This is a genomic window from Conexibacter sp. SYSU D00693 (assembly GCF_017084525.1).
Classification (GTDB): Bacteria; Actinomycetota; Thermoleophilia; order Solirubrobacterales; family Solirubrobacteraceae; genus Baekduia.
The window spans coordinates 3,779,087-3,792,607 of the sequence record NZ_CP070950.1; the positions used below are offsets into that span (position 1 = coordinate 3,779,087).

At 72.3% G+C, this 13,521-nt stretch carries 7 protein-coding genes; all 7 read left to right on the forward strand.

Features of this window, described 5'->3' with window-relative positions; all coding sequences use genetic code 11:
* Positions 1–39 precede the first annotated feature (39 nt).
* Positions 40–1,428, forward strand: a complete 1,389-nt coding sequence (locus JUB12_RS18715; protein ID WP_205696956.1) for an MlaD family protein — start codon at positions 40–42, stop codon at positions 1,426–1,428.
* The gene (locus JUB12_RS18720; RefSeq protein WP_205696957.1) at positions 1,425–3,008 is read left to right on the forward strand and encodes an MlaD family protein; all 1,584 of its coding nucleotides are present in this window, start codon (positions 1,425–1,427) and stop codon (positions 3,006–3,008) included. The genes JUB12_RS18715 and JUB12_RS18720 overlap by 4 nt, the downstream gene beginning before the upstream one ends.
* Positions 3,005–4,540 (forward strand): MlaD family protein, encoded by a 1,536-nt coding sequence (locus JUB12_RS18725; RefSeq protein WP_205696958.1) that lies wholly within the window; start codon positions 3,005–3,007, stop codon positions 4,538–4,540. The genes JUB12_RS18720 and JUB12_RS18725 overlap by 4 nt, the downstream gene beginning before the upstream one ends.
* A gap of 11 nt (positions 4,541–4,551) precedes the next feature.
* Positions 4,552–6,138, forward strand: coding sequence for an MlaD family protein (locus tag JUB12_RS18730; protein WP_205696959.1), 1,587 nt, complete (start codon positions 4,552–4,554; stop codon positions 6,136–6,138).
* Positions 6,138–7,547: an MlaD family protein gene (locus JUB12_RS18735; protein ID WP_205696960.1), complete on the forward strand. Its 1,410-nt coding sequence runs from the start codon at positions 6,138–6,140 to the stop codon at positions 7,545–7,547. The genes JUB12_RS18730 and JUB12_RS18735 overlap by 1 nt, the downstream gene beginning before the upstream one ends.
* Positions 7,544–9,010: an MlaD family protein gene (locus tag JUB12_RS18740; protein ID WP_205696961.1), complete on the forward strand. Its 1,467-nt coding sequence runs from the start codon at positions 7,544–7,546 to the stop codon at positions 9,008–9,010. The genes JUB12_RS18735 and JUB12_RS18740 overlap by 4 nt, the downstream gene beginning before the upstream one ends.
* An 866-nt stretch (positions 9,011–9,876) precedes the next feature.
* Entirely contained in the window at positions 9,877–13,521 is a 3,645-nt protein-coding gene (locus JUB12_RS18745) for a DNA-directed RNA polymerase subunit beta (protein WP_205696962.1), read from the forward strand.

Below are 13,521 nucleotides of genomic sequence, written 5' to 3' on the forward strand. Positions count from 1 at the left end.
GCGGTGGGTCGCCGCTGGGCAGAGAGAGGTCACAGGAGCGTGGAACGGCAAGGACTGGTGCGGGTCGTGGCGATCGCCGCGCTCGTCGTCGTCCTCCTCATCGCGGGCGCGGTCGTGCTGCTCGGCGGCAGCTCCTACCGCGTCACGGCCACGCTCGAGAACACGAGCCAGCTCGTGAAGGGCAACCTCGTCACGGTCGCCGGCGAGCGCGTCGGCACGGTGGCCGACATCCGTCTGAGCGACGACGGCCGCGGGCTCGTCGACCTCGACATCGACGGCGACGTCGCCCCGCTGCGCCAGGGCACCCGCGCCGTCGTGAAGATCCGCTCGCTGTCGGGCGTCGCCAACCGCGTCGTCGAGCTCCAGCTCGGCGACGGCAAGAACCCCGACCTGGGCGACGGCGCGACGATCCCGATGACCGACACCGAGTCGTCCGTCGAGATCGACCAGCTCTTCAACACCTTCGACACGAAGACGCGCGAGGGCACGCAGAAGGCCATCCGCTTCTTCCGGGACCTCAACCGGGGCAACGAGGACGACGCGCGCCAGGCGCTGCGCTACCTCGACCCCGCGCTCGCCGCCTCGAGCCGGCTGTTCGCCGAGCTCAACTCGGGCAACGGGCGCGACATGGACCGCTTCGTCACCGAGACCTCGAAGCTCGTCACCGACCTCTCGGCCAAGGACGACGACCTGGCCGGGCTCGTCCAGGACCTCGGCACGACCATGTCCGCGCTGGCCAGCCGCCGCACCGAGCTCTCGGACGCGATCACCACGCTGCCGGCGTTCATGCGTCGCACGAACACGACGTTCGTCAACCTCCGCGCGGCGCTCGACGACCTCGACCCGACGGTCCGCGCCGCCCGCCCGGTCGTCCGCGACGACCTGCGCCCGCTGTTCGACCAGCTGCGCCCGCTCGCCCGCGACGCGCAGCCGACGGTCCGCGACCTCTCCCGGACGATCCGCCGCACCGGGGCCGACAACGACCTCGTCGAGCTCCTGCGCCGCCAGCCGGCCATCGACCGCGTCGCCAACCAGACCGCGCAGCGCAACGGCGCGCAGCGTCCCGGCGCCTTCAAGGCCAGCCAGGAGGCGTCGAAGGGCGCCACGCCGCAGATCGCGTACTTCCGGCCGTTCTCCAACGACCTGGTCGGCTGGTTCGACGACTTCTCGCACTCCGGCCAGTACGACGCCCTGGGCTCGTTCTCGCGCGCCGGCCTGACGGCCAACCAGTTCACGATCACGCCGCTGCTCGACGCGATCCTGCCCGTGCCGCCGTCGCTGCGCGACGAGCTCGAGCTCGGCACGGTCGCCACGGGCCGCAACAACCGCTGCCCCGGCTCGATCGAGCGCCCGGCCGCCGACGGGACCAACCCGTACGTGCCCGAGAACATCGACTGCGACCGCAACCAGGCGCCGGTGGGCCCGTGAAGCGCGCGCTGGTCGTGACCGTCATCGCGGTGCTCGCGGCGTCGCTGGCCGCCTTCGGCCCGTTCGGCGGCGACAGCAGCGACCGCCCCGAGTACAAGGTCGTGCTCGACAACTCCTTCGGCCTGACCGAGGGGACCGACTTCCGCGCCACCGGCGTGCGCGTCGGCTCGGTCAAGCGCCTGGACGTCGACCCGCGCAGCGCCCGTGCGATCGCCACCGTCCAGGTCGAGGACACCTCGTTCGGGACCCTGCGCCGCGACGCCCGCTGCGTCGTCGAGCCGCAGTCGCTCATCGGCGAGTACTACATGGACTGCGACCCCGGCAAGGGCGCCGCGCTGCCCGAGGGCGGCACGATCCCGGTCTCGCAGACCGCCGGCACCGTCCCGCCGGACCTGGTCACGCAGATCATGACCCGGCCGTACCGCGAGCGGTTCGGGATCCTGCTCTCCGAGCTCGGCGCCGGCCTCGCCTCGCGCGGGGAGGACGTCAACGCGGCGATCCAGCGGGCGATCCCGGCGCTGCGCGAGACCGACAAGGTGCTCGCGCTCCTCGCCGAGGAGCAGGACACGCTGCAGGCGCTGACCCGTGACGCCGACGTCGTCGTCGGCCGCTTGGCCGACTCGAAGGACGACGTCGCCCAGTTCGTCTCGGAGGCGCGCGACACCGCCGAGGCCTCCGCCTCGCGGGCCGACGACCTGCGCGGCACGATCCAGCGCTTCCCGCGCTTCCAGTCCGAGCTGCGCCCGGTCCTCCGGGACCTCTCGACCGTCGCCCGGCGCAACACGCCCGCCCTGCGCGACCTGCGCGCGTCGGCCGGCAGCCTGACGACGCTGCTCGAGCGCCTCGGGCCGTTCTCGCGCGCCACCGTCCCGGCGCTGCGCTCGCTCGGCGAGGCCTCCGACGTCGGCTCGCGGGCGCTGCGGGTCGCCGACACCACGGTCGAGCGCCTGCGCGCGACGGCCGCCAAGGCGCCCGAGCCCGTCACGAACCTGCGCTTCGTCGGCGAGCACCTCGACGACCGCGCCAACGCCGTCGAGAAGAACCCGCTGAGCCCGGGCGGCCAGGGCTTCACCGGCCTCGAGGCCTTCCTCCAGTACCCCTACGTCCAGGCCCAGGCGATCAACCTCTTCGACGTCCGTGGCTACACGCTGAAGCTCAACGCGCTCGTCAACGAGTGCACGGGCTACACGAACGCCAACGGCGCACTGGCCAACCCGGGCCGCACGCAGCGCTGCTCGTCCGCGCTGGGCCCGAACTCGCCCAAGCTCCAGGCGCTGCCGCACGCGGCGCGGGCCCAGCAGCGCGCGACGACGAAGGACAGCGACTCGGGCACGAGCGCGCAGCCCGCGACCCCGCAGGCGCCCGCCGCCCAGCCCGAGCAGCCCACGACGCCGGCGCAGCCCGAGGCCCAGCAGCCCGAGCCCCAGCGTCCCGGCATCCAGCTGCCCGAGATCAAGATCCCGGGCCTGCCGACCATCAAGCTGCCGCCGCTGCTCGGCGGAGGCTCCGGCGCTCGCGGTCAGGGCAGTGGCTCGCAGGCCAACCCGACCGGCCTCCTCGACTTCCTCCTGGGCCCATGAGGCGGCGTCGCGCATCCATCGCCGCCAACCCGATCCTCGTCGGGGCGGTGACCGTGCTCGTGACGGTCACGGCGGTCTTCCTCGCCTACAACGCCAACAGCGGCCTGCCGTTCGTCCCGAGCTACGAGTTCAAGGTCATCGCGCCCTCGAGCGCGCGCCTCGTGCCGGGCAACGACGTCCGCGAGGGCGGCGAGCGCATCGGCGCGGTCAAGGAGATCAAGGTCGTCTCGACGCCGGAGGGGCGCAAGGCCGAGATCACGCTGAACATCGACGAGGCCTCCTCGCCGCTGCCCGAGGACTCGCGCGTGCTGATCCGCCCCCGCTCGACGCTCGGCCTGAAGTACGTCGACCTGCTGCGCGGCGAGTCGACGCGGACGCTCGCCCAGGGCGACGCGATCCGGGTCGACCAGACCTCGGTCCCGCCGGAGCTCGACGAGTTCTTCTCGATCTTCGACGAGCCCACGCGGGAGGACGTCCGCACGAACCTGACGACGGGTGGTTCGGGGTTCGCGGGTCGCGGGGTGGACCTCAACCGGACGCTGGCGGCGCTGCCGCAGCTGCTGGGCGACCTGGTGCCGGTCATGCGCACGCTCTCGGACCCGGAGACCGATCTGCGGGGCTTCGTGCGCGAGCTGGCTGATGCGGCGCGCGTGGTGCGTCCGGTGGCCGAGGACCTCGCGGGGGGCTTTCGGTCGGGCGCGCAGGTCTTCGAGGCGGTCTCGCGCGATCCGCAGGCGCTGCGCGAGACGATCGCCGAGTCGCCGGCGACGTTGCAGGCGGGCATCGACTCGTTCGGTGAGCAGCGGCCGTTGCTGCGTCAGCTGGCCTCGATCTCCGACGAGCTGCAGGGCACCGCGCGGGAGATCCGTGCCTCGGCGCCGACGCTGGGTCGTGCGCTGGGCGCCGGCACCGCGGTGCTGCCCGACACGCCGGCCTTCAACGAGCGCCTGGAGACGACGTTCAGCTCGCTGCGTGAGCTGGCGGGCGCGCCGACGACGAACCTGACGCTCGCGGGCCTGGGCTCGACGCTGGAGACGCTGAACCCGACGCTGCGCTGGGTCGGCCCGCACATCACGGTGTGCAACTACTGGAACTCGTGGTGGACCTACCTGTCTGACCACATCAACGAGCAGGTGCCGTCCGGCACGCTGCAGCGCATCCAGGTCAAGCTCTCGAGCCCCTTCCAGCCCAACGGCCCGGCGGTCTTCAGCGCCAAGGAGCCCGCCAACGGCGACCCGCTGCCCGACCCGCCGACCAACGAGCTGACCGGCGGCGCGGCGTTCTTCCACGCCCAGCCCTACGGCCGGGCGGTCGACGAGGAGGGCAACGCCGACTGCGAGTCGGGCCAGCGCGGCTACCCCAACCGGCTCACCAACGACGCCGTGATCCCGCCGCAGTTCAACATCGCCACGTCGGCGCGCACCCCGGGCAACCAGGGCGCGACGTTCACCGGCAAGCCGCGCGTGCCTGAGGGCCAGACGTTCAGCGCCGAGCCCGAGGGCCTGGCCCCGAAGGTGGTGGGCACCCCGTGAGGCGCGGTGGCATGAGCCCCTTCCGCTGGGGCGTCCTGACGCTCGTCGCCGCGGTCCTCGTCGCCTACTTCGGGACGACGCGCGACATCCCGTTCGTCAACGAGCCCTACGAGGTCAAGGCCGCGTTCAAGGACTCGAGCGGCATCAAGAAGGGCTCGCCCGTGCGCGTCGCCGGCGTCGACGTCGGCGAGGTCACGAAGGTCGAGGAGGTCGGCACGAGCGGTGGCCGTCCCGCCGCGGTCGTGACGATGGCCATCAAGGAGGACGGGCGCCCGCTGCACCAGGACGCCACGGCCAAGATCCGCCCGCGCATCTTCCTCGAGGGCAACTTCTTCGTCGACGTGCGCCCGGGCTCGCCGAGCTCGCCGCAGATGCCCGACGGCGCGACGATCCCGGTCGACCGCACCGCCAACCCCGTCCAGCTCGGCGAGGTCCTCACCGCGCTGCGCTCCGACACGCGCCGCGACCTGCAGACGACGCTCGACGAGCTCGGCAGGACCGAGGACGCCGGCGGCGCGAAGGCGTTCAGCGACTCGCTGCCCGACCAGGAGGTCGCCTACCGCTACTCGGCCGTCGTGGCCGAGGCGCTGCTCGGCGAGCGCGACGGCGACCTGCGCCGGTGGATCGCGGGGCAGGGGACGGTCGCGGGCGCCCTGACCGAGGACCGCCGCGCCCTGCGCGACCTCGTCACGAACTTCCGCCAGACCTTCGCCGCGCTGGCCGACCGCGAGGACGACCTCCGCGCCGCGGTGGGCGAGCTGCCGACCACGCTGCGCACCGCACTGCCGACGCTCGAGCGCCTCAACGCCGCCTTCCCGGGCGTGCGGAGCTTCGCCCGCGCGTCGCTGCCGGCGATCCGCACCACGGGCCCGGCCGTCGACGCGCTGCTGCCGCTCGTGCGCCAGCTGCGCGGCGCCGTCGGCCCCGGCGAGCTGCGCGGCCTGAGCGCCGACCTGCGCCGCGCCACGCCGGCGCTGGCCCAGGTCTCGCGCGAGTCCCCGGAGGTCCTCGAGCAGCTGCGGCTCCTCTCGTCGTGCACCACCAACGTCCTGGTGCCCTACGGCGACACCGAGGTCTACGACCCGGACTTCCCGGCCACCGGCCCGGTGTACAAGGAGTTCCCGAAGTCGCTGGTCGGCCTCGCGGGCGAGAGCCGCTCCGCCGACGCCAACGGCTCGTGGTTCAAGGTCCTGGGCTCCGGCGGCGTCGAGACCGTGTCCCTGGGCAACGGCCTCTTCGGCCAGGTCTCCTCGCCGTTCCGCGGCGTGCGCCCGACCCCGCAGAAGACGCCGCCGCCGCTCGAGCCGACGACGCCGTGCGAGACGCAGGAGCCGCCGGTGCTGCGCTCGGACACCGGCGCGCCGCCGGCCAGCCGCCGCATCGACCCCAACGACCCCAAGGTCAAGGCCCGCTACGAGAAGGCGCGCTCCGTGGCCATCGAGCTCGAGAACCGCAAGCTCAAGGCGCAGGGCCGCAAGATCCGCGTGCTCGACCGCGACGCCACGCTCAAGGACGTCAAGGCGCTGGCCGACAAGCTCGGCCTGGGCACGCAGCTGCGCAAGCTCACCGCGAAGGCCAAGACGGAGCCGACCCACTGATGGGCCGCCTCATCCGCAAGAACCTCACGCCGTTCCTCGCCGTCCTCGGGCTGGCGGCGATCGCCCTCGCCGTGGCGGGCGTGATCCTCGTCGGCCAGGACAAGATCGTCTTCCCGTGGGACGAGCAGCCCGTCCGCATGACGGCCGTGCTCGACAACGCGCAGTCGGTCACGCCGGGCCAGGGCCAGGGCGTCCAGGTCGCGGGCGTCGAGATCGGCAAGATCGTCGACGTCGAGCTCGAGGACGGGCGCGCGAAGCTCGGCCTCGACATCGACAAGGAGTACGTCGACGAGGGGCTCATCCGCCAGGACGCCAGCGCGCTGCTGCGCCCGCGCACGCCGCTCAAGGACATGTACGTCCAGCTGCTGCCGGGCTCGCGGCAGCAGCCGGCCGCCGGCAAGGGCTTCTCGATCCCCATCTCGCGCACGATGTCCGACGTCGACCTCGAGGAGATCCTCGCCGAGCTCGACACCCGCACGCGCGACTACCTGACGCTGCTGGTCAACGGCACGGGCAAGGGCCTCAAGGGGCGGGGGGCGGACCTCGCCGAGGTCTTCCGCCGCTACCAGCCGACGGCCCGCGACCTCGCGCGCGTCAACCGCGCCGTGGGCCAGGAGCGGGTCGCGCTGCGCCGCCTGGTCTCGTCGCTGGGCGAGCTGAACACCCGCCTGGCCCGCAAGCCCGAGGACCTCTCGCAGCTCGTCACGAGCGCGAACGCCACGTTCGCGGCGTTCTCCTCCGAGGACGACCGGCTGCGCGACACGGTCTCCCAGCTGCCCCGGACGCTGCGCCAGGCGACGACGACGCTGCGCGACGTGCGCCCGCTGGCCGACGAGCTCGGCCCGGCCACGCAGGCGCTGGTCCCGGCCATGCGCGCGCTGGCCTCGGCCAACCGCGAGATCCGCCCCGCCGCCCGCCAGACGCTCGCGCCGGTGCGCGACCAGATCCGCCCGTTCGTCCGCCAGGCCCGCCCGGTGGTGCAGGACCTCGCGCCGGCCGCGGAGGACCTGTCGAAGACGTTCCCGGAGCTCGTCCGCGCCTCGAACGTCCTCAACCGCTTCTTCAACATGCTCGCCTTCAACAAGGGCGGGCGCGAGCAGCCGGGCGCCGCCGGTCGCGACGAGGGCTACCTGTACTGGCTGTCGTGGACGGCCCACAACGCGGCGAACCTCATCAACGTCGACGACGGCAACGGCCCGATGCGCCCGATCTTCCTGACCGGCGCCTGCGGCACGCTGCAGACGCTCGTCAACGACACGCCGGCGCTCGAGTTCGCCCAGGGTCTGTCGGGCCTGCTGGCCACGGTCTGCGGCGACCCGGACACCGCCTCGATCTCGAAGTCGCGCGCGCTGCGCAAGGCCGGCTTCGTCAAGGGCGACGCCGCCAAGAAGGGCGGTGAGGGCCAGTGAACAACCAGAACACGCCGACCGTCGCGCGCGTCCTGACGATCGCCGGCTTCGCGCTGTCGTGCTTCGGCCTGCTGCTCTTCCTGTGGATCGCCTTCGGCGGCTCGTCCCCGCTCAAGCCCAAGGGCTACCGGGTCGAGATGGCCTTCGAGGACGCCGCGACCCTCGCCGTCCAGGCCGACGTCCGCGTCTCGGGCGTGCCCGTCGGCAAGGTCGTCTCCAAGCGCCGTGACCCCGCGGGCAACCGGACGCTCGCGACGATCCAGATCGACCCGGAGTACGCGCCGCTGCGCAAGGACGCCCAGGCCATCCTGCGCCAGAAGACGCTGCTGGGCGAGACGTACGTCGAGCTCACGCTCGGCCACCAGCGCGCGGGCGCGATCCCGGAGGGCGGCCGCCTCGCGAACGCCCGCGTGAAGCCCGCCGTGGAGTTCGACGAGCTCCTGCGGATCTTCGACCCGGAGACCCGCCGCGCCTTCCAGCAGTGGCAGGCCGCCGGCGCCAAGTCCTTCTCGGGCGAGGGCGAGCGCGTCAACCGCGTCTTCGGCAACTTCCCGGGCTTCGTCGAGAACGCCCAGTCGGTCGTCGACGTCCTCAACCGCCGGCGCGAGGCGCTCGGCCAGCTCGTGCGCGGCACCCGTGACACGTTCGGCGCGCTGACGCGCAACGAGGCGGCGCTGACGAACCTCATCACGAGCAACCGCCAGACCCTCGACGCGCTGGCCGGCGACCGCGAGTCCCTCGCCGAGTCCTTCCAGATCTTCCCGACGTTCCTGCGCGAGTCGCGCGCGACGCTCGACCGCCTCAAGACCTTCTCGCGCGAGACGACGCCGCTCGTGCGCGACCTCGAGCCCGTCCTGGAGGACGCCCAGCCGACGCTCGCGTCGCTGCGCCGCCTGGCACCCGACCTCGAGTCGCTCTTCACCGACCTGCGCCCGCTCATCTCCGCGGGGCGCACCGGCCTGCCGGCCACCGCCCGCGTGCTGCGCGGCATGTCGCCGACGCTCGCCGAGCTCGGGCCGCTGCTCCAGCAGCTCAACCCGATCCTCGAGTTCCTCGAGCTCTACCAGACGACCGTCTCGGACTTCCTGAACATCGGCCCGAGCGCCCTGGCCAACACCCTGGCCCCGCGCCCCGGCACCAACGGCCACGCGCTGCCCCAGATCATCGTCCTGGGTGACCAGACGCTGCCGTCGAAGAACCGCATCCCGACCAACCGCGGCAACGCGTACCTCCCGCCCGACGGCTACCGCGACATCGCCCCGTACCTCAGCCCGCAACGCTTCTCGCTCCCGCAGTTCGACTGCCGCAACTCCGGCGAGAAGCCCCCGACCGCCGGATCCCCGGGCTGCGCCGAGGCGGGCAAGATCAACTTCCAGGGCAACCTCTCGAAGTTCCCGCAGGTCATGCCCGCCGCGCCGGGCGGCGTGTCGAAGCAGCCGGGCCGCGGCGTCCCGAACCCGTAGGCGTTCGCGCGGGGGCGGGCGCGGCCCGCGCTCCGCTCTGGCGTCGGCTGTGTGCGAGGCGGTCGCTGTCGAGCGGTGAGGGAGGGGCCGGAGCCGGCCGCGGCCGGGCCCGCGAGGCGTCGTCGTCGTCGACCGGGGACTTGGGGTCGCCCGGCGACTCCAACTCGCCGCTCGACGTCGACGCGGCGCGTGCTCGGGCCAGGGTCGAGCAGGCGCCGCCTCGACCGCCAGCCGGCCGCGCGCACCACACGACGGCCGGCCGGTTCCCCTCCTCGGTGCCGACCGGCGACGGCACCGCGCCGCCGCCCCTCGGGCGGCGCTCCGCTCTGGCGTCGGCTGGGTGCGAGGCGGTCGCTGTCGGGCGGTGAGGGAGGGGCCGGAGCCGGCCGTCGCCGGGCCCGCGAGGCGTCGTGGTCGTCGACCGGGGACTTGGGGTCGCCCGGCGACTCCAACTCGCCGCTCGACGTCGACGCGGCACGTGCTCGGGCCAGGGTCGAGCAGGTGCCGCCTCAACCGCCCGCCCGCCAGACCGCCCCGCCCGGCCGCCTCGGCGGCCCGCCCGCCAGGCCGCCCCGCGCGCCAGGCGACCGCCTCGCGCGCCAGGCGACCCGCCGGCCGAGCGCACCCCCACTTCCGCGCCGCCGTCGGCTACACTGCCGCGGTCGGCCGATAGTCGCAGCCGCTCTCCTGACGCCCTCCGCGCCACATACGCGGGCCGGGCTCGAGCGGGGTCCGTGAGCGCCGACTGCCCCCATGGGGGCCTCGGCCTGCCCTGTGCTAGGGTGGGCGGTCGCGCGTCGTAGGCAGTCTCTCGCGACGCGCACCTCTCTCTGTGCCCACCGCCTCTTCCCCGAGGAGCCGCCGTAGTGCCTCGCGCCGCTGACGCCGTCCGGACGCGCCGGACCTTCGCACGTCTCGACAAGGTCCTGGACGTCCCCAACCTCATCGACATCCAGCGCCGCTCGTTCGAGTGGCTCGTGGACACCGAGAACGGCGGGCTGCGGGAGACGATCGACGACATCTCCCCGATCGAGGACTACACCGGCCACCTCGCCGTGAACTTCGGCGAGTTCGTCTTCGACGAGCCGGCCAACTCGATCGCCGAGTGCCGCGAGAAGGACCTCACCTACTCGCGCCCGCTGACCGTCACCGTGGCCTTCATCAACCACGAGACGGGCGAGATCCGCGAGCAGTCCGTCTTCATGGGCGACTTCCCGTGGATGACCGAGCGCGGGACGTTCATCATCAACGGCACCGAGCGCGTCGTCGTCACCCAGCTGGTCCGCTCCCCGGGCGCCTACGTCATGGAGCCCAAGGACCGCGAGAAGCAGGTCTTCACGGCCAACCTCATGCCCGCGCGCGGGTCCTGGCTGGAGATGGAGATCGACAAGAAGGGCAAGGTCTTCGTCCGCATCGACCGCAAGCGCAAACTGCCGGTCACGGTCCTGCTGCGGGCCATGACGTACAACCCGGAGACCGACGCGGATCGCGAGGAGACCGTCGAGGACATCGAGCGCCTCGACCAGGAGCTCCTCGAGCTGTTCGGCGGGTCGCTGTACCTCAAGAACACGATCGAGTCCGACCCGGAGAACACGAAGACGAAGAAGGGCGCGCTCATCGAGCTCTTCAAGAAGCAGCGCCCGGGCGAGCCGCCGTCGGTGGACGCCGCGTACGCGCTGCTCAACCAGCTCTTCTTCGACCCCAAGCGCTACGACCTCACCCGCGTCGGCCGCTACAAGCTCAACGCGCGCCTGGGCCTCGACATCGACCTCGACACGCGCACCCTCACGCACGACGACATCCACGCGCTCGTGCGCGAGCTCGTCTCGCTGCCGCGTCTGCTCGGCATGCCCGAGGAGCCCGAGGTCGAGATCAAGGACTACGCGGCCGAGGCCGTGATCCTCCCGCGCGAGCCGATCGCCGACCGCCTCGACGAGTACGAGCACTTCGGCAACCGCCGCCTGCGCACCGTCGGCGAGCTCATCCAGGAGGCCTTCCGCATCGGCCTCTACCGCATGGAGCGCGTCGTCCGCGAGCGTCTCACCACCGAGGACGAGGACACGATCACGCCGCAGACGATCGTGAACATCCGCCCGGTCGTGGCGGCGCTGAAGGAGTTCTTCGGCTCCTCGCAGCTCTCGCAGTTCATGGACCAGACGAACTCGCTGGCCGGCCTGACCCACCGCCGCCGCCTCTCGGCGCTCGGCGCGGGCGGCCTGACCCGCGAGCGCGCGCCCATCGAGGTCCGCGACGTCCACCCGACCCACTACGGCCGCATGTGCCCGATCGAGACCCCGGAGGGTCCGAACATCGGTCTCATCGGCTCGCTGTCGAGCTTCGCGACCATCTCCGAGCACGGCTTCGTCACGACGCCCTACCGCGTCGTGCAGGCCGGCCGCGTCACCGAGGAGATCGTCCACCTCGACGCCACGCAGGAGGAGGACAAGCTCATCGCCCAGGCCAACGCGCGCCTGGACGACAAGGGCAAGCTCCTCGACGACGAGGTCCTCTGCCGCACGCAGGCCGGCCAGTACGTGACGGTGCCGCCGTCCGAGGTCAGCCTCATGGACGTGTCGCCCGAGCAGATCTGGTCCGTCGCCACGGCGATGATCCCGTTCCTCGAGCACGACGACGCCAACCGCGCGCTCATGGGCTCGAACATGCAGCGCCAGGCGGTGCCGCTCCTCGTGAGCGACGCCCCGGTCGTCGGCACGGGCATGGAGCGCCGCGCGGCCATCGACACCGGCGACGTCGCGATCGCCGACTTCGACGGCGAGATCACCTACGTCGACGCCGAGCGCATCGTGCTCGAGGGCGCCGACGGCAAGCGCGAGTACGAGCTGCAGAAGTTCATGCGCTCCAACCAGGGCACGCTGATCCACCAGCAGCCGCGCGTCTCGACGGGCCAGCAGGTCAAGCAGGGCGACCTGCTCGCCGACGGCGCCTCGACCGACCACGGCGAGATGGCGCTCGGCAAGAACCTGATGGTCGCCTTCATGTCCTGGGAGGGCTACAACTTCGAGGACGCGATCATCCTCTCCAAGCGCCTGGTCAAGGACGACGAGCTCACCTCGATCCACATCGAGGAGTACGAGATCGACGCCCGCACGACCAAGCTGGGCGACGAGGAGATCACGCGCGACATCCCGAACCGCTCGGAGGAGTCGCTGCGCAACCTCGACGACCGCGGCATCGTGCGCATCGGCGCCGAGGTCGGGTCGGGCGACCTCCTGGTCGGCAAGGTCACGCCGAAGGGCGAGACCGAACTCACCGCCGAGGAGAAGCTGATCCGCGCGATCTTCAAGGAGAAGGCGCGCGAGGTCCGCGACACCTCGCTCAAGGTCCCCCACGGCGAGGGCGGCGTCGTCATCGACGTCATGACCTTCTCGCGCGAGAACGGCGACGACCTGCCGCCGGGCGTCAACGACCTGGTCCGCGTCTTCGTCGCCAAGAAGCGCAAGATCTCCGAGGGCGACAAGCTCGCCGGCCGCCACGGCAACAAGGGCGTCATCTCGAAGATCGTCGACGAGCAGGACATGCCGTTCCTCGAGGACGGCACCCCCGTCGACGTCATCCTCAACCCGCTCGGCGTCCCGTCGCGCATGAACGTCGGCCAGATCCTCGAGACCCACCTCGGGTGGGCCGCGGCGCAGGGCTGGTACGACGACCCCGACAAGGGCTTCGAGCACGGCACGAAGACCTACACCGCCACCCCGGTGTTCGACGGCGCCTCGGTCGAGGACGTCGACAACGCCCTGGTGCGCTGGCAGCAGGACCACACGAAGTCCGGCGGCAAGATCCGCATGGACGTCGACGAGTCGCGCCCCGCGGGCACCCGCGCGGCCGGCAAGTTCACCCTCTTCAACGGCCGCACCGGCGAGCCGTTCGAGGAGCAGGTGACCGTCGGCTACATGTACATCCTGAAGCTCCACCACCTGGTGGACGACAAGATCCACGCCCGCTCCACCGGCCCCTACTCGCTCGTCACCCAGCAGCCGCTGGGCGGCAAGGCGCAGTTCGGCGGCCAGCGCTTCGGCGAGATGGAGGTCTGGGCGCTGGAGGCCTACGGCGCGGCGTACACGCTCCAGGAGATGCTCACGATCAAGTCCGACGACACCGTCGGGCGCGTGAAGGCCTACGAGGCCATCGTCAAGGGCGAGAACATCGCCGAGCCGAGCATCCCGGAGTCCTTCAAGGTGCTCCTCAAGGAGATGCAGTCGCTGGCGCTCGACGTCAACGTCGTCTCCGAGGAGGGCGAGACCGCCGACATGCGCGACGAGGAGGACGACCTCCTGCGCGCGGCCGAGGAGCTGGGCATCGACCTGAGCGGGGTGCGCCAGGCGACGGGCGACGTCAACGAGGCGGCCGACGAGGCCGTCGAGGGGACGGACGACACCGACGCGGGCGCGCCCGACACGGACGCCGGCGCGGCGCCCGACATCGACGCGGGGGCAGACCTGGAGGTCGGCGACCTCCAGGACGCCGTCCTCGCCGACGACGACGAGCAGTAG

Coding starts and splice junctions, on each gene's coding strand:
- JUB12_RS18725 (WP_205696958.1), top strand. CDS start 3,005: ATGAGGCGGCGTCGCGCATCCATCGCCGCCAACCCGATCCTCGTCGGG.
- JUB12_RS18730 (WP_205696959.1), top strand. CDS start 4,552: ATGAGCCCCTTCCGCTGGGGCGTCCTGACGCTCGTCGCCGCGGTCCTC.
- JUB12_RS18735 (WP_205696960.1), top strand. CDS start 6,138: ATGGGCCGCCTCATCCGCAAGAACCTCACGCCGTTCCTCGCCGTCCTC.